The following is a 17,235-nucleotide window of genomic DNA, read 5'->3' on the forward strand; positions in this document are numbered from 1 at the left end:
ATCCCTGATGAATCAATGAAGGCAGGAGTCGGTAATGAGCTATCAGCACCAGTATGTCGACGGTACGCGGATTCATTTTCCGCTGGGGAAGGTGGTGTGCATCGGCCGTAACTACGCCGAACACGCCAAGGAGCTGGACAACCCGGTGCCTACCGAGCCGTTGCTGTTCATCAAGCCCGGCAGTTGCGTGGTGCCGCTGGAAGGCGGGTTCAGCATTCCGACCGAGCGTGGCTCGGTGCATTACGAGGCGGAAATCGCCGTGTTGATCGGCAAGCCGCTGTCGACCAAACCGAGCCGTGAAGAAGTGCTGGACGCGATCTCCGGTTTCGCCCCGGCGCTGGACCTGACCCTGCGCGACAAGCAGGCCGAGCTCAAGTCCAAGGGCCTGCCGTGGGAAATCGCCAAGTCGTTCGACGGCGCAGCGGTGATTGCGCCGTTCGTGGTCAGCAGCACTTTCGCCGACCTGACCGACATCGGCATCCGCCTGACCATCAACGGCGAAGTTCGCCAGGACGGCAACAGCAGCGCGATGCTCAACCCGATCGTGCCGATGATCCAGCACATGGCCGGCTGCTTCTCGCTGCAGGCCGGTGACGTGATCCTCACCGGTACGCCGGTGGGCGTCGGCCCGCTGAACGTTGGCGATGAGATCGTGCTGGAGCTGCCGGGCGCCAGTCGCTTCACCAGCAGCGTTCGCTGACGGCAACACTGAAATACCTTTGTGGGAGCCAGCCCGCTGGCGATGACGGACTGTCAGTTGATGTTTCATTCGACTGATCCACCGTCATCGCCAGCAGGTCGGCTCCCACATTTGTTTTTGTGTGGTCGCTCGCAAAGGCATAAGGCAATCCGGCCATTTGCCGTTTTTTTCACATTTTGTCCGGATAATTCCGGTCATTCTGGCGTCTGAGCCGGCCTCTTTGTGCTATTACCCGTAGCCTGAATTTTCGGAACGCGTCCTTCGATGTCATCTCAAACTCAGCTCAACCCACCCCGCCGTTCACGCTTCGCCCTGCGCTGGTATTCCTGGCTTTTGTTGGCAGCCGTCGCTGCGTACGGGCTGGCGTTTGCCATGCATTGGGATGACCGTGGCCTGTTGTGGGTTCTGGAGCGTTTCGAAAGCCCGGCCGAGAAACAGGAAAGCGTCTGGCTCCCGGACTACCGGGTGGTCATCGACGCCAAGCTGCTGCCGGGCATGGAAAAGGACGAAGCTTCGGATTTGTCCTATAACCCGCAGACCAAAACCCTGTTTTCAGTGATGGGCAAGAATCCGTTTCTGGTCGAACTCACCCTTCAAGGTGACGTGTTGCGCAAGATGCCGCTGGTGGGCTGGAGCAATCCGGAAGGCCTGACGGTGATGGAGAACGGCTTGATGGCGATTGTCGATGAGCGCGAGCACCTGCTCTCCATCGTCAAGGTCGATGCCGAGACCCGCGAACTGAAACGCGATGATTTCCCGAAATACGACCTGGGCCCGTCCAAGGATCAGAACAAAGCCTTCGAAGCCATCACCTGGGACGCCCGCAACCAGCAACTGCTGCTGGGCGAAGAGCGTCCACCCGCGCTGTTCACCTGGAAAAGCGACGGCAGCCAGACCCTCAAGGGCGACAAGCAGAAACTCGACAGCGACGAACTCGATATTCGCAACCTGTCGGCCCTGGCGATCGACCCGCGCACCGGGCACACCCTGGTGCTGTCTGCCGATTCGCACCTGTTGCTGGAGCTGGACGAGAAGGGCGAACAAGTCAGCTTCATGACCCTGCTCGGCGGTTTCAACGGTTTGAAGAAAACCATTCCCCGCGCCGAAGGCGTGACCATGGACGACTCGGGCACGCTGTACATGGTCAGCGAGCCGAACCTGTTCTACCGCTTCGAAAAGCAGAAGTAACGACTCCTACAGCAATTGCAGATCTGTGGAGTTGTGGCTTGAGGCAAGTGGCCATTAAGCTTCAGTTCAGACAGGCGTGATATTTCATCCGCCTGTTTTGATACCGAGCCTGCCCCGAATGCGTCGACTTGCCCGTCCCAAGCCTCTATTCATCATCCTGTCGGTGATTGCCCTGATCGCGCTGATTGCGATCGGCCAATACATGCGTCTGTTCGAGCGTGCCTGGTTCAACCTGCATGCGCTCTGGCAACCGATGAGCAGCGAGGCGATCGGGCTGGATCAGTATCGGGTGGAGATCGAAGCGAAGGTCATCGACGGGCTGGACGACGATGTCTCGGCGCTGACTTACGATCCGGTGCGCAAAAGCCTGTTCACCGTAACCAACAAGAATGCCGAACTGATCGAGCTGTCGCTGGACGGCACGATCCTGCGCCGTGTCGCCTTGATCGGCTTTGGCGATCCGGAGGCGGTGGAGTTCATCAGTGCCGACACCTACGTGATCACCGACGAGCGCCAGCAGCGGCTGATCAAGATTCGCCTGGAGCACGACACCACGTTCCTTGATGCAGCGGATGCCGAGCAAATGACCCTCGGTGTGCACATGAGCGGCAACAAGGGCTTTGAAGGCCTGGCTTACGACTCGGTGGGCAAACGCCTGTTCGTGGCCAAGGAGCGGGATCCGATGCTGATTTATGAAGTGCACGGTTTCCCGCACTTCAATCCGGAAAAGTCCTACGCAGTGCACGTGATCAACAATCCCAAGCGCGATGCCGGGATGTTCGTGCGCGATCTGTCGAGCCTGCAATACGACGAGCGCAGCGGCCATTTGCTGGCGCTGTCCGATGAGTCAAGGCTGATTTTGGAGCTGGATGTGGACGGGCGCCCGTTGAGCACCATGTCGTTGAACGGTGGCCGGCAGGGCCTGAAGAAAACCGTGCCGCAGGCGGAAGGTATCGCGATGGATGATGACGGGACGTTGTATCTGGTGAGCGAGCCGAATCTGTTCTACGTCTTCAGAAAGCCTGCGCAAAACTAATTCGCACCACAAAACACTGTGGGAGCGAGCTTGCTCGCGACGAGGGAGGATCAGTCGCCAAACAAGTCGAATGACACACCGCTATCGCTGGCAAGCCAGCTCCCACAGGTTTTTCATCTGCCCACAAAAAATGTGAGCAGTTTCGGCTTACTCGGCCTTCAGTGTTTTCACACCTTCGGAAGTACCCAGCAATAACAGATCCGCCGGACGCGCCGCGAACAGACCGTTGGTGACCACGCCGACGATCGCATTGATCTGTGCTTCCAGCTCCACCGGGTTGGTGATCTGCAGGTTGTGCACGTCGAGGATGATGTTGCCGTTGTCGGTCAGCACGCCTTCGCGGTAGACCGGGTCGCCGCCCAGCTTCACCAGCTGGCGAGCCACGTGGCTGCGGGCCATCGGGATCACTTCCACCGGCAGCGGGAACGCGCCCAGCACTGGCACCAGTTTGCTGGCGTCAGCGATGCAGATGAAGGTCTGGGCCACGGCCGCGACGATCTTCTCGCGGGTCAGGGCTGCGCCGCCGCCCTTGATCAGGTTCAGGTGTTCGTCGCTTTCATCGGCGCCGTCGACGTAGAACTCCAGGTTGCTCACGGTGTTCAGCTCATACACCGGAATCCCGTGGCCCTTGAGGCGCGCAGCGGTGGCTTCGGAGCTCGCGACCGCGCCATCGAACGCGCCCTTGTGCTGGGCGAGGGCGTCGATGAAGCAGTTGGCGGTGGAGCCGGTGCCGACGCCGACGATGCTCTTGTCGTCGAGTTTCGGAAGGATGAAGTCGACGGCGGCCTGGGCCACGGCCTGTTTGAGTTGATCCTGGGTCATGCGGGCTCCGGAAGCGGGCAAGGTAAGAACGGAAAGGCCGGCATTATAGCCTCAAGCCGGGCTAAAACCTCTGGATTCGTGTGGTCGTGCGCCCAAAAGGCGGGTTAGACTCGCTGGTCCCGCCCAACCGCCAGTGATGCTTTCCGATGCTCGAACAGTACGTCAAGAAGATCCTCACCTCGCGCGTTTATGACGTTGCCGTAGAAACCCCGCTGCAGAACGCCCGCCAGCTCTCCGAGCGGCTGGGCAACGACATCTGGCTCAAGCGCGAAGACTTGCAGCCGGTGTTCTCGTTCAAGATTCGCGGCGCCTACAACAAGCTGACCCAGTTGAGCGATGAAGAGCGCGCCCGTGGCGTGGTCACCGCGTCGGCGGGCAACCACGCCCAGGGCCTGGCCCTGGCGGCGAAAGTGCTGGGCGTGAAAGCCACCATCGTGATGCCCAAGACCACCCCGGAGATCAAGGTCGAAGGCGTGCGCTCCCGTGGCGGCAAGGTGGTGCTGCACGGCGATTCGTTCCCGGAAGCGCTGGCCTATTCGCTGAAACTGGTCGATGAAAAAGGCTACGTCTACATCCACCCGTACGACGATCCGCACACCATTGCCGGGCAGGGCACCGTGGCGATGGAAATTCTGCGTCAGCATCCGCAGCCGCTGGACGCGATTTTCGTTCCGGTCGGTGGCGGCGGTCTGATCGCCGGCATCGCGGCCTACGTGAAATACCTGCGTCCGGACATCAAGGTCATCGGCGTCGAGCCCGACGACTCCAACTGCCTGCAAGCGGCGATGGCGGCAGGCGAACGAGTGGTGCTGCCGACTGTAGGCATCTTCGCCGACGGCGTGGCGGTGGCGCAGATCGGCCAGCACACCTTCGACATCTGCAAGGATTACGTCGACGAAGTGATCACCGTCAGCACTGACGAGATCTGCGCGGCGATCAAGGACATCTACGACGACACCCGTTCGATCACCGAACCGGCCGGCGCCCTCGGCGTGGCCGGTATCAAGAAGTATGTCGAGCAGCGCGGCGTCAGCGGCCAGACCTTCGTGGCCATCGACTCCGGGGCCAACGTCAACTTTGACCGCTTGCGCCACGTCGCCGAGCGCGCCGAGCTGGGTGAAGGCCGCGAAGCGATCATCGCTGTGACCATTCCGGAGAAGGCCGGCAGCTTCAAGGCCTTCTGCGAGGCCATCGGCAAGCGCCAGATCACCGAATTCAACTACCGCTACAACAATGGCAGCGAAGCGCACATCTTCGTCGGCGTGCAGACTCATCCGGACAACGATCCGCGCAGTGCGCTGCTGGCGAGCCTGACCGAGCAGGGTTTCCCGGTACTCGACCTGACCGACAACGAACTGGCCAAACTGCACATCCGCCACATGGTCGGCGGTCGCGCCGCGCATGTGGTCGATGAAGTGGTGCTGCGCTTCGAGTTCCCGGAGCGTCCGGGCGCGCTGTTCAACTTCCTCAACAAGCTCGGCGGTCGCTGGAACATCTCGATGTTCCACTACCGCAACCACGGCGCAGCAGACGGACGAGTAGTGGCGGGCCTGCAAGTGCCCCACGACGAACGTCATCTGGTGCCCGCAGCCCTTGAGGAAATCGGCTACCCGTACTGGGACGAAAGCGACAACCCGGCCTATCAGCTGTTTCTTGGCTGAACGGCTACGCTGATGGGCAGGCCATAAGGAAATCGGATCATGGAAACGTTAACCGCCCTGAAAGCGGCGCACATGCTGGCGACTGCGGTGCTGTTGCTCGGTGCGCTGGGCTTGGGAATCCGGGTCTGGCGCGCACGGCGCAACGGTGATACGACGGCGGGCAGCCGTACGTTGCAGCGGCCATGGCTGTTTGTCTGGCTGTTGATCGTGTTGGCGCTGGTGAGCATGCCGTTCACTGGCTGGTGGATGGTGCATCTGGTGGGCTGGCCGCTGGGGCAGACGTGGATTCTGGCCTCGAGCGTGCTCTACACCGTGGCGGCGCTGGCGTGGTTCTGGCTGCTGGTGCGCTTGAACCGGTTGCGCAAGACGCCGGGCGGCGTGGGCCGGTTCAGTCTGGGGCTGGCGTTGTTCGGGTTGGTCTGCTTTATCGCGATTGCCGGGTTGATGGGCGCCAAGCCGGTTTAAGGCTTCACACCGAGTCGACCCAATCGCTGGCAAGCCAGCTCCCACAGGGATCTTCAGTGAACACAGACTTTGTGAGCGCTTGAGAACTTGTGGGAGCTGCGGTGCGACGATTCGACTTGCCAGCGATGACGTCATCAGTCGCGCAGACTGATTACCGGCCAGCCACGTTTCTCGGCTTCGGCCCGCAGGTTCGGATCCGGATCGACCGCCACAGGATTCGCCACCTGCTCCAGCAGTGGCAGGTCATTCATCGAGTCGCTGTAGAAATAGCTGCCTTCCAGCGAATGCCCGGTTTCCTCCAGCCAGCGGTTCAGGCGCGTCACCTTGCCTTCGCGAAAGCACGGCACGTCGGTGCTGCGTCCGGTGTAGCGGCCGTCCTGCATTTCGCACTCGGTGGCGATCAGGGTTTCGACGCCCAGGCGCACGGCGATCGGTGCGGTGACGAAGCGGTTGGTGGCAGTGATGATCACCAGTTTGTCGCCGGCATCACGGTGCTTTTTCAGCAGCTCAAGCGCCTTGGGCAGAACGATCGGCTCGATGCAGTCGCGCATGTAATCGTTGTGCCATTGCTCAAGCACGGCCATCTCGGTGCGGCCGAGGATTTCCAGGCAGAAGTTCAGGTAGGCCGCGTTATCCAGTTTGCCGGCCAGGTAATCCTGGTAGAACTCGTCGTTGCGTGTCTTGTAGGCGATCGGGTCGAGGAAGCCGCGCTCGCACAGATAGTCACCCCAGGCGTGATCGCTGTCGCCGCCCAGAAGGGTGTTGTCCAAATCGAATAAAGCCAGGCGCATTGCAGTTACCCGCTGAAAAGTCAGTAAAAAGGTGACCAGAATACGGTCTTTTCACAAGAGTGCACATAAGGTAGGAAGCCTCGTTGCCGCCTTCACAACCTTTGTGGAACAATGCGGCGACATGCGTTTGCGAGGTTGTTGCCGTGATCGACCCCGATGGTTTCCGCCCTAATGTCGGGATCATTCTGACGAATGACGCCGGCCAGGTGCTATGGGCTCGCCGTATCAATCAAGATGCCTGGCAGTTTCCACAAGGGGGAATCAACCCCGAGGAGACGCCCGAAGACGCCTTGTACCGCGAGCTGAACGAAGAAGTTGGCCTGGAACGCGAAGATGTTGAAATTCTCGCCTGTACCCGGGGCTGGTTGCGCTATCGTTTGCCGCAACGTCTGGTGCGAACCCACAGCCAACCGCTGTGCATCGGCCAGAAACAGAAGTGGTTTCTCCTGCGCCTGATCTCCAACGAGCAGCGGGTGCGGATGGATTTGACCGGTAAACCGGAGTTCGATGGCTGGCGCTGGGTCAGTTATTGGTATCCGTTGGGCCAGGTGGTGACATTCAAGCGCGAAGTGTATCGCCGCGCTCTCAAAGAGCTTGCCCCGCGCCTTTTAGCGCGCGACTGACGACGGAGTTCGACCCCGAGCCATGCTCAATACGCTGCGCAAGATCGTCCAGGAAGTTAACTCCGCCAAGGATCTCAAGGCGGCGTTGGGGATTATTGTGTTGCGCGTCAAAGAGGCCATGGGCAGCCAGGTCTGCTCGGTCTACCTGCTTGATCCAGAGACCAACCGCTTCGTGCTGATGGCCACCGAGGGCTTGAACAAGCGCTCGATCGGCAAGGTCAGCATGGCACCCAACGAAGGTCTGGTCGGCCTGGTCGGCACGCGTGAAGAACCCCTGAACCTCGAAAACGCCGCGGATCACCCGCGCTACCGCTACTTCGCCGAGACCGGCGAGGAGCGCTACGCCTCGTTCCTCGGGGCGCCGATCATTCACCACCGCCGCGTCGTCGGCGTGTTGGTCATCCAGCAGAAAGAACGCCGCCAGTTCGATGAGGGTGAAGAAGCCTTCCTCGTGACCATGAGCGCGCAGCTCGCGGGCGTAATCGCTCACGCCGAGGCCACAGGTTCCATCCGTGGTCTGGGCCGTCAGGGCAAGGGCATTCAGGAAGCCAAGTTCGTCGGCGTGCCGGGTTCACCGGGTGCGGCGGTCGGTACCGCGGTGGTCATGTTGCCACCGGCGGATCTGGACGTGGTGCCGGACAAAACCATCACCGACATCGACGCGGAGCTGGCGCTGTTCAAGACCGCCATCGAAGGCGTGCGCGCCGACATGCGTGCGTTGTCGGCCAAACTGGCGACCCAGCTGCGTCCGGAAGAGCGCGCGCTGTTCGACGTCTATCTGATGATGCTCGACGATGCCTCGCTGGGCAGCGAAATCACCAACGTGATCAAGACCGGTCAATGGGCCCAGGGCGCGCTGCGCCAGGTCGTGACCGATCACGTCAATCGCTTCGATTTGATGGACGACGAGTACTTGCGTGAGCGGGCGTCGGACGTCAAGGACCTCGGCCGCCGGCTGCTCGCCTATCTGCAGGAGGAGCGCCAGCAAAACCTGGTCTACCCGGAAAAAACCATTCTGGTCAGCGAAGAACTGACGCCGGCGATGCTCGGCGAGGTGCCGGAAGGCACGCTGGTCGGTCTGGTCTCGGTACTGGGCTCGGGCAACTCCCACGTTGCGATCCTCGCCCGGGCCATGGGTATCCCGACGGTGATGGGCCTGGTCGACCTGCCATACGCCAAGGTTGACGGCATCGACATGATCGTCGATGGCACCAAGGGTGAGGTCTACACCAACCCCAGCGAAGTGCTGCGCAAGCAGTTCACCGAGGTGGTGGAGGAAGAGAAGCAACTGGCGCTGGGTCTCGATACCCTGCGCGACCTGCCGTGCGTGACCCTTGATGGCCACCGCATGCCGCTGTGGGTCAACACCGGCCTGCTGGCGGACGTGGCGCGGGCGCAGAAGCGCGGCGCCGAAGGTGTCGGTCTGTACCGCACCGAAGTGCCTTTCATGATCAACCAGCGCTTCCCGAGCGAGAAGGAACAACTGGCGATCTACCGCGAGCAGCTCGCCGCGTTCCACCCGCAACCGGTGACCATGCGCAGCCTGGACATTGGCGGCGACAAGTCGCTGTCGTACTTCCCGATCAAGGAAGACAACCCGTTCCTCGGCTGGCGCGGGATCCGCGTCACCCTCGACCACCCGGAAATCTTCCTGGTGCAGACCCGCGCGATGCTCAAGGCCAGCGAAGGCCTGAACAACCTGCGGATCCTGCTGCCGATGATCTCCGGCATCCACGAGCTCGAAGAGGCGCTGCACCTGATCCACCGGGCCTGGGGTGAAGTGCGCGACGAAGGCACCGACGTGCCGATGCCGCCGGTGGGCGTGATGATCGAAATTCCGGCGGCGGTTTACCAGACCCGGGAACTGGCGCGGATGGTGGACTTCCTGTCGGTCGGCTCCAACGACCTGACCCAGTACCTGCTGGCGGTGGACCGCAACAACCCACGGGTGGCCGATCTCTACGACTACCTGCACCCGGCGGTGCTGCAAGCCCTGCAAACCGTGGTGCGCGACGCCCATGCCGAAGGCAAGCCGGTGAGCATCTGCGGCGAGATGGCCGGTGACCCGGCGGCAGCGGTGCTGTTGATGGCGATGGGCTTCGACAGCCTGTCGATGAACGCCACCAACCTGCCGAAGGTGAAGTGGATGCTGCGTCAGATCAACCTGAGCAAGGCCAGGGATCTGCTGGCGGAACTGATGACCATCGACAACCCGCAGGTGATCCACAGCTCGCTGCAACTGGCGTTGAAGAATCTTGGGTTGGCGAAGATGGTCAATCCGGCGGCGGTCAAATCCCTCTGAAATTCTGAGGGCCTCATCGCTGGCAAGCCAGCTCCCACAGTTTCCTCCAGTGTTCACAAAATATGTGTCCACCGAGCATCCTGTGGGAGCTGGCTTGCCAGCGATGGCGTCCGTATAGCAACGCCTAAATCAGAATTTCCACTTCCCCCAAGTGCCCGCCATACGGCCCGAAACTGCGCTCCACCATCCGCCGCGTCCCATCAGCCTGCACGATCAACGCCGTACTCGCCCGCGTCCCGTAACTCTGGCTGGCAATAAACACACTCGACAACAACGACTCGGTCGCCAGCCCCACGCCGGTGTCCGGCAGATCGGCAAACGGTGCCGTTTGCGCATCGCTCAATAAAGCCAACAACCGCTCGGGCTGCGGATCATCCAGCACGGCACTCAATGCCGCTTTGGCCTTGAGCAGTTTCGGCCACGGTGTATCCAGCCCGGCGTTGGACAGACCATAGACGCCGGGCTGCAACATCACCGGTTCCGAAGACCGCGCATTGAAGTGCCACAGCTCGTTGGCATTGCCCAGAAGCAGGTTGAAGCCGGCATAGTCCGGCGAACGGGCGACAACGTCGGACAAATAGTCATCGATCGACAGGTTTTCGGTCAGAAATCCCGCCACCAGCTCGCCCCGAGAACGTCGAGCCGGCGGCTGATGCGGATCGCGAATGTTGGTCAGCGCCGCGAAACGACCGTTGGCACCCAGTCCGAGCCAGGTTCCCCCCGCCTCAAGGTCCCGTCCGGCATGAACCTGCGGCGACTCGGGCCATTGCGCCAGCGGCAGGCTGGGCCGGGCGTAGAATTCGTCACGGTTGGCCGCGACGATCAGCGGCTGGGCATGCCCCGGCCGCCAAGCGAAAACAATCAGGCACATAAGGTGGTCCTTGTGTGTTTTTTGCCCACTCTACGCAGACATCGTCCGTGCATCCATCGCCAGTGGAGCCGAAGGGTATCCATCCGTTACCATGCCGCTCCGGTTTTGGGGACGCGCCTTGGGAGGCAGTCATGGAATTTCTGCTCTATCTGGCGCTGGGCGCCTGTGCGGGCGTACTGGCCGGGCTGTTCGGGGTGGGCGGCGGGATCATCATCGTCCCGGTGCTGGTGTTCAGTTTCACCTTGCAGGGCTTCGATCCGTCGATCCTGACCCATCTGGCGGTCGGCACGTCCCTGGCGACGATCATCTTTACCTCGGTCAATGCCGTGCGCGAGCATCATCGACGCGGCGCGGTGCGCTGGCCGATCTTCAAGTGGATGACCGTTGGCATTCTGCTCGGCGCCGGTTTCGGTGCATTGACCGCCGAAGCGATCTCCGGACCCAACCTGCAAAAGATCATCGGTGTGTTCGCCCTGGTGATCGCGGCGCAGCTGGCGCTGGACGTCAAGCCCAAGGCCAGCCGAACGGTGCCGGGTAAACTCGGTCTGACCGTGGCCGGCAGTGTGATCGGCTGGGCATCGGCGATTTTCGGGATTGGCGGCGGCTCGCTGACCGTGCCGTTCCTGACATGGCGCAGCGTGCCGATGCAGCAGGCGGTGGCGACCTCGTCGGCCTGCGGTCTGCCGATTGCTGTGGCCAGTGCAATAAGTTTCATGATTCTGGGCTGGCATGATCCGTTGCTGCCGGCCCATAGTCTCGGTTTTGTGTATTTGCCGGCACTGCTCGGCATTGCGCTGACCAGCATGGTGTTCGCCCGTCTCGGCGCGCGGCTGGCGCACAGGCTGTCGCCGAAGTTGCTGAAACGGCTGTTCGCGGCTTTGCTGTTTTGCGTGGGCCTGAGCTTTCTGTTCTGAGCCGTCGGTTTTGGCAGGTCGCAATCCTGGCTTAATCCTGAGGTGACAGCGTCGCCCGGGAATTTTTGAAGATTTGAATGCTAACGAGGAGTCGCAATGCTGCCTTACCCGCAGATCGATCCGGTGGCCCTGGCCATCGGTCCGCTGAAAATCCACTGGTACGGCCTGATGTACCTGGTCGGCATCGGCGGCGCGTGGCTGCTGGCATCGCGCCGGCTCAACCGTTTCGACCCGACCTGGACCAAGGAAAAGCTGTCCGACCTGGTGTTCTGGCTGTCGATGGGTGTGATTGTCGGCGGGCGTCTGGGCTATGTGCTGTTCTACGACCTGAGCGCTTACCTCGCCAACCCGACACTGATTTTTGAAGTGTGGAAGGGCGGCATGTCGTTCCACGGCGGTTTCATCGGCGTGATGCTGGCCGCGCTGTGGTTCGGCAAGCGTAACGGCAAGTCGTTCTTCCAGCTGATGGACTTCGTGGCGCCGATGGTGCCGATCGGTCTGGGCGCCGGACGCATCGGCAACTTCATCAACGCCGAGCTGTGGGGCAAGGCCACCGACGTGCCGTGGGCCATGGTATTCCCGCCGTTCAGCGACCCGGCGCAACTGCCGCGTCACCCGTCGCAGCTGTATCAGTTCGCGCTGGAAGGCGTGGCGCTGTTCCTGATCCTCTGGCTGTTCTCGCGCAAGCCGCGGCCGACCATGGCGGTTTCGGGCATGTTCGCGCTGTTCTATGGCATCTTCCGTTTCATCGTCGAATTCGTCCGCGTGCCGGACGCGCAACTGGGCTATCTGGCCTGGAACTGGCTGACCATGGGTCAGGTACTCTGTGTACCGATGATCATCGGCGGGCTGTTCCTGATCTGGCTGGCCTACCACCGCGCCCCGGCGGCGCCGGTTGCACCGACAGCTTAAATATTCGAACCCCGGCGACGTCTGCCGGGGCTCAAGGACACAGGTAACTCATGAAGCAATATCTCGATCTGGTGTCGCACGTCATCAACAACGGCACCAAACAGGCCAACCGTACCGGCGTGAACACCATCAGCTTTCCGGGCGCGATGCTGCGCTTCGATCTGCAGGAAGGTTTCCCGGCGATCACCACCCGCAAGATGGCCTTCAAATCGGCCATCGGCGAGATGTGCGGCTTTCTGCGTGGCGTGAACAGCGCCGCCGAATTCCGTGCGCTGGGCTGCAAGGTCTGGGATCAGAACGCCAACGAAAACGCCCAGTGGCTGGCCAATCCGTTCCGTCAGGGCGAAGACGACCTCGGCGAAATCTACGGCGTGCAATGGCGCAAATGGCCGGCGTACAAGCAGATCCCGTTGAGCAACACCGCCGCCATCGAACAAACCCTGAGCAACGGCTACAAGCAGATTGCTCAGGGCGAAGAAGACGGCCAGGCCTACGTGGTGCTGTACAAGGCCATCGATCAGGTGCGCCAGTGCGTCGACACGATCATCAAGGACCCGGGCAGCCGGCGCATCCTGTTCCACGGCTGGAACTGCGCCCAGCTCGATGAAATGGCCTTGCCGCCGTGCCATCTGCTGTACCAGTTCCACCCGAATGTCGAGACCAAAGAGATTTCTCTGACCCTCTACATCCGCTCCAACGACCTGGGCCTGGGCACGCCGTTCAACCTCACCGAAGGCGCCGCGCTGCTAAGCCTGATCGGTCGCCTGACCGGCTACACGCCGCGCTGGTTCACCTATTTCATCGGTGATGCACACGTCTACGAGAACCACCTGGACATGCTCAACGAACAGCTCAAGCGCGAGCCGTTCGCCATGCCGAAGCTGAAGATTTCGGACCGCGTGCCGGAGTTTGCCAAGACCGGTGTTTATCAGCCGGAATGGCTGGAGCTGGTGGAGCCGAGCGACTTCTCCCTGGAAGGCTACGAGCACCATGCGCCGATGACCGCGCCGATGGCGGTCTAGTCGGCAGGATCGTTCCCACGCTCTGCGTGGGAATGAATCCCGTGACGCTCCGCGTCACTTTGGACGCGGAGCGTCCATGGCGGCATTCCCACGCGGAGCATGGGAACGAGCGTCAATCGTTAGTGGCCGTGGCTTCTGCCCACATGGGAATGTTCGACTTCGGTTGCCACAACTCCGCCACTGACTTCCAGCCGCTGCAGGATCCCGCACTGATCCGCCTCCGGCCCTTCGCCACAGCGCTGGCGCAGCTCGAGCAGTTGCGTCTGCAACGCCAGTAACCCATCGATTCGCGCCTTGACGTGCTGGATGTGCTCGTCGATCAGCGCATTCACGCTTTCACATTGATCCTGCGGGCTGTCGCGCAAGGCGAGCAGGCTGCGGATTTCTTCAAGGGTCATGTCGAGGGTGCGGCAGTTGCGGATGAAGGTCAGGCGTTCGGCGTGGGCCTGGGTGTAGACGCGGTAGTTGCCGTCGCTGCGGGCCGGCTCCGGCAGCAGGTTTTCGCGCTCGTAGTAGCGGATGGTTTCCACGGCGCAATCGGTCTGTTTCGCCAGTTCTCCGATCTTCATGACGGCAATCTCCAAAGGGTGCTTGACCCTATAGTGGCTACAGGGTCTTTACTTGGCAACAGGCACCTTCATGGACGCGACCAATGAGCGATTCCCTGCACACCCACAAGCCCGGCGACGGGCACGATCACAGTCACAAACTGCAGCCTGTGCATAAACATGCCCACGGCGGCGATTCCTGCTGCGGGTCGAAAACCGTTGCGCCTGCGCCGGCTCATTCGAGTGAAGACTCGTGCTGTTCGTCGAAAGTCGCCGCACCTTCGCTTGTTCAACTGAGCGAGGCAAAAAGCGCCGACGCCCGGCTGAGCAGCTTCCGCATCGAAGCGATGGACTGCCCGACCGAACAGACCCTGATCCAGAACAAGCTCGGCAAACTGGCCGGGATCCAGCAGCTGGAATTCAACCTGATCAACCGCGTGCTCGGCGTGACCCACAATTTGCCGGACACCGCGCCGATCATCGACGCGATCAAATCCCTCGGCATGCAGGCCGAGCCGCTGGAAGCAGGCGTTGAATCGCCGGTTGCAGCGCCGGTGAAAAAACACTGGTGGCCACTGGCACTGTCCGGCGTTGGTGCGCTCGCTGCCGAAGTAATCCACTTCACCAGCGCCGCCCCGACCTGGGTGGTGGCGATCATCGCGCTGATCTCGATCCTCAGCGGCGGCCTCACCACCTACAAGAAGGGCTGGATCGCCCTGAAGAACCGCAACCTCAACATCAACGCCCTGATGAGTATCGCCGTGACCGGCGCCTTATTGATCGGCCAATGGCCGGAAGCGGCGATGGTGATGTTCCTGTTCACCGTGGCCGAGCTGATCGAAGCGCGCTCGCTGGATCGCGCACGCAACGCCATCAGCGGTTTGATGCAAATGACGCCGGAGCAGGCCACTGTGTTGCAGGCGGACGGCAACTGGGTCGAACTGGATGTGAAAAGCATCGATCTCGGCGCCCGCGTGCGGGTGAAACCCGGTGAGCGTATCGCGCTGGACGGAGAAGTCGTCAGCGGCAGTTCGACCATCGATCAGGCGCCGATCACTGGCGAAAGCCTGCCGGTGGAAAAAACCGTCGGCGACAAAGTGTTCGCCGGCACCATCAATCAGGCCGGTTCGCTGGAATATGCGGTGACCGCCGCGGCGAACAATTCCACTCTGGCGCGAATCATCCACGCCGTGGAGCAGGCGCAAGGCGCGCGAGCGCCGACCCAGCGCTTCGTCGATCAATTCTCGAAAATCTACACCCCGGTGGTCTTCGTCCTGGCGCTGGCCGTGGCGATCATCCCGCCGCTGTTCATGGGGGGCGCGTGGTTCGACTGGATCTACCGTGCGCTGGTGCTGCTGGTGGTCGCTTGCCCGTGTGCGCTGGTGATTTCCACCCCGGTGACCATTGTCAGTGGCCTCGCGGCTGCGGCGCGCAAAGGCATTCTGGTCAAGGGCGGCGTGTACCTGGAGGGCGGTTTCAAACTCGACTATCTGGCCCTCGACAAGACCGGCACCCTCACCCACGGCAAACCGGTGCAGACCGATTACCTGTCCCTCGACCCGACCGCCGACGCCACGGCCCCGGCAATTGCCGCCGCGCTGGCCGGGCGCTCCGATCACCCGGTGTCGCTGGCCATCGCCAACGCTGCTGTGGATAAAGGTTTGGCGGCGCGGGTTGTGGATAACTTCGAAGCGCTGGCCGGCCGCGGGGTAAAAGGCGAGGTCAACGGTCAGGTCTACCACCTGGGTAACCACAGACTGGTGGAAGAACTGGGCCTGTGCTCGCCGCAACTGGAAGAACAGCTGTTCGCGCTGGAGAAACAAGGCAAGTCCGTGGTGTTGCTGCTCGACAGCTCCGGCCCGCTGGCGCTGTTCGCCGTGGCCGACACGGTCAAGGAAACCAGCCGCGAGGCGATCCGCCAACTGCACGACCTGGGCGTGAAAACCCTGATGCTGACCGGCGACAACGTCCACACCGCGCAGGCGATTGCGGCGCAGGTCGGCATCGATCAGGCCAAGGGCGACCTGCTGCCGACCGACAAACTGCAAGCCATCGAAGACCTTTACGCGCAGGGCCGTCGGGTCGGCATGGTCGGCGACGGTATCAACGATGCACCGGCACTGGCTCGGGCGGAGATCGGTTTTGCGATGGCGGCGGCCGGCACCGATACGGCCATCGAAACCGCCGATGTCGCCCTGATGGACGACGATCTGCGCAAGATACCGGCCTTCATCAGCCTGTCGCGCGATACCGCCACTATCTTGAAACAGAACATCGCGCTGGCGCTGGTGATCAAAGCGATCTTTCTTGGGGTAACCTTCGCCGGGCTCGCCACCATGTGGATGGCGGTGTTTGCCGACATGGGCGTAAGCCTGCTGGTGGTGTTCAACGGTTTGCGCCTGTTGCGCAAATAGAGACGAGGGACGGTTGTGCTGAGTGCCGAGCTGAAAGCGTTTTACATGGTGGCCCGCCTGGGCAGCATCACGCTGGCGGCGAAAAAGCTCGGCCTCAGTCAACCGACCGTGACCACCCAGATCCGCAATCTGGAAAGCCAGTATTCGGTAGAGCTGTTCTACCGGGGCGGCCGGCGCCTGAGTGTCAGCGACGAAGGCGCGCGGCTGTTGCCGATGGTCAAAGCCTTGTTGCAGCAGGAAGCCGATATCGAGTTCTTCCTGCGCAACAGCGGCCAGGTGCAGGGCACGCTGCGCATCGCCGCCACCGCGCCGTATTACATCCTCGATCTGGTGAAGACCTTCCGCGAGCGTCTGCCGCAGGTGGAGGTGTCGGTGGAAATCGGCAACTCGCAACACGTGCTCGAAGCGCTGGAGGATTACCGGGTGGATGTCGCGGCGTCGTCGCAATTGCTCGACGATGCCCGGCTGATCCGCCGTGTGCTCGGCAGCGACCCGCTGGTGCTGGCGGTGCATCGCAATCATCCGCTGGCGGCGCACGACCATGTGACGCTGAGCGCGCTGGCCGGACATACCTTGCTGATGCGCGAACCGGGGTCAACCACTCGACGGCTCACCGAAGAGTTGCTGGCCAGTGCCGGGGTCAGTTTTGGCCCGTTGCTGGAAATCGGCAGCCGCGAATCGATCCGCGAAGCGGTGCTGCGCAACATCGGCATCAGCATCATCGCCCGCCAGGAAGTGCCGCACGATCCGCAGTTGCGGGTGCTGACGCTCGAAAATGCGCCGCAGATCCCCGAATACCTTTACTGCCTCAAGGAACGCAAGAACGCCCGGTTGCCGGCGGCGTTTCTCGGACTGGCGCAGGAAATGTCCCCGGCTTAGTGATCGTTCCCACGCTCTGCGTGGGAATGCAGCCCGGGACGCTCCGCGTCCCTTCCAGAGCCGAACGCGGAGCGTCCGTTGAGGCAT

The 17,235-nt window shown here is 61.8% G+C and carries 16 protein-coding genes; 12 read left to right on the forward strand and 4 right to left on the reverse strand.

The genetic code is table 11. The features are described from left to right. The first annotated feature begins 34 nt into the window (after positions 1-34). From CAF77_RS02125 to CAF77_RS02135, 3 genes are all read left to right on the forward strand, one after another. Positions 35-700: a fumarylacetoacetate hydrolase family protein gene (locus tag CAF77_RS02125; RefSeq protein WP_085653976.1), complete on the forward strand. Its 666-nt coding sequence runs from the start codon at positions 35-37 to the stop codon at positions 698-700. 264 nt (positions 701-964) lie between these two features. Further along, positions 965-1,888: an SdiA-regulated domain-containing protein gene (locus tag CAF77_RS02130; protein WP_085653977.1), complete on the forward strand. Its 924-nt coding sequence runs from the start codon at positions 965-967 to the stop codon at positions 1,886-1,888. A gap of 118 nt (positions 1,889-2,006) precedes the next feature. Continuing rightward, positions 2,007-2,924 carry an SdiA-regulated domain-containing protein gene (locus CAF77_RS02135; RefSeq protein WP_064380018.1) on the forward strand — a complete coding sequence of 306 codons (918 nt, stop codon included), beginning with the start codon at positions 2,007-2,009 and terminating at the stop codon, positions 2,922-2,924. 147 nt (positions 2,925-3,071) lie between these two features. On the opposite strand, the gene rpiA is transcribed toward CAF77_RS02135, so the two are convergent. Continuing rightward, entirely contained in the window at positions 3,072-3,746 is a 675-nt protein-coding gene (rpiA, locus tag CAF77_RS02140) for a ribose-5-phosphate isomerase RpiA (protein WP_007953476.1), read from the reverse strand. A 146-nt stretch (positions 3,747-3,892) separates the two neighbouring features. Between rpiA and ilvA the strand changes: the two genes are divergently transcribed. Both ilvA and CAF77_RS02150 read left to right on the forward strand, forming a co-directional pair. Continuing rightward, complete coding sequence (ilvA, locus tag CAF77_RS02145; RefSeq protein WP_011336426.1) at positions 3,893-5,407, forward strand: threonine ammonia-lyase, biosynthetic; 1,515 nt, start codon at positions 3,893-3,895, stop codon at positions 5,405-5,407. Between the two features lie 39 nt (positions 5,408-5,446). Further along, a complete protein-coding gene (locus CAF77_RS02150) occupies positions 5,447-5,872 on the forward strand; it encodes a DUF2269 family protein (RefSeq protein ID WP_064380020.1) in 426 nt (141 codons plus the stop codon). Between the two features lie 134 nt (positions 5,873-6,006). On the opposite strand, the gene CAF77_RS02155 is transcribed toward CAF77_RS02150, so the two are convergent. Further along, positions 6,007-6,663 (reverse strand): HAD family phosphatase, encoded by a 657-nt coding sequence (locus CAF77_RS02155; protein ID WP_007953472.1) that lies wholly within the window; start codon positions 6,661-6,663, stop codon positions 6,007-6,009. A gap of 143 nt (positions 6,664-6,806) precedes the next feature. Between CAF77_RS02155 and CAF77_RS02160 the strand changes: the two genes are divergently transcribed. Both CAF77_RS02160 and ptsP read left to right on the forward strand, forming a co-directional pair. Beyond that, positions 6,807-7,286: an RNA pyrophosphohydrolase gene (locus tag CAF77_RS02160; RefSeq protein WP_003229203.1), complete on the forward strand. Its 480-nt coding sequence runs from the start codon at positions 6,807-6,809 to the stop codon at positions 7,284-7,286. 22 nt (positions 7,287-7,308) lie between these two features. After that, positions 7,309-9,588: a phosphoenolpyruvate--protein phosphotransferase gene (gene ptsP, locus CAF77_RS02165; protein ID WP_064380023.1), complete on the forward strand. Its 2,280-nt coding sequence runs from the start codon at positions 7,309-7,311 to the stop codon at positions 9,586-9,588. 124 nt (positions 9,589-9,712) lie between these two features. On the opposite strand, the gene CAF77_RS02170 is transcribed toward ptsP, so the two are convergent. Beyond that, a complete protein-coding gene (locus CAF77_RS02170) occupies positions 9,713-10,459 on the reverse strand; it encodes an NRDE family protein (RefSeq protein WP_064380024.1) in 747 nt (248 codons plus the stop codon). Between the two features lie 131 nt (positions 10,460-10,590). Between CAF77_RS02170 and CAF77_RS02175 the strand changes: the two genes are divergently transcribed. The 3 genes from CAF77_RS02175 (at position 10,591) to CAF77_RS02185 (ending at position 13,307) form a co-directional block, all read left to right on the forward strand. Then, positions 10,591-11,373: a sulfite exporter TauE/SafE family protein gene (locus CAF77_RS02175; protein ID WP_064380026.1), complete on the forward strand. Its 783-nt coding sequence runs from the start codon at positions 10,591-10,593 to the stop codon at positions 11,371-11,373. Between the two features lie 96 nt (positions 11,374-11,469). Then, positions 11,470-12,285: a prolipoprotein diacylglyceryl transferase gene (lgt, locus tag CAF77_RS02180; protein WP_039767887.1), complete on the forward strand. Its 816-nt coding sequence runs from the start codon at positions 11,470-11,472 to the stop codon at positions 12,283-12,285. A 50-nt stretch (positions 12,286-12,335) separates the two neighbouring features. Further along, entirely contained in the window at positions 12,336-13,307 is a 972-nt protein-coding gene (locus CAF77_RS02185; RefSeq protein WP_064380027.1) for a thymidylate synthase, read from the forward strand. 119 nt (positions 13,308-13,426) lie between these two features. Here CAF77_RS02185 and cadR read toward each other — a convergent pair whose 3' ends face one another. Beyond that, positions 13,427-13,876: a Cd(II)/Pb(II)-responsive transcriptional regulator gene (cadR, locus tag CAF77_RS02190; protein WP_011336419.1), complete on the reverse strand. Its 450-nt coding sequence runs from the start codon at positions 13,874-13,876 to the stop codon at positions 13,427-13,429. A gap of 83 nt (positions 13,877-13,959) precedes the next feature. Here cadR and CAF77_RS02195 point away from each other — a divergent pair, with 83 nt between their 5' ends. Together CAF77_RS02195 and CAF77_RS02200 are read left to right on the forward strand one after the other, a co-directional pair. Continuing rightward, positions 13,960-16,269: a heavy metal translocating P-type ATPase gene (locus CAF77_RS02195; RefSeq protein ID WP_064380029.1), complete on the forward strand. Its 2,310-nt coding sequence runs from the start codon at positions 13,960-13,962 to the stop codon at positions 16,267-16,269. A gap of 15 nt (positions 16,270-16,284) precedes the next feature. Next, positions 16,285-17,148, forward strand: coding sequence for a LysR family transcriptional regulator (locus CAF77_RS02200; protein WP_064380031.1), 864 nt, complete (start codon positions 16,285-16,287; stop codon positions 17,146-17,148). Positions 17,149-17,235 lie beyond the last annotated feature (87 nt).

The organism is Pseudomonas sp. R15(2017) (assembly GCF_002112685.1).
Classification (GTDB): Bacteria; Pseudomonadota; Gammaproteobacteria; order Pseudomonadales; family Pseudomonadaceae; genus Aquipseudomonas; species Aquipseudomonas glycinae.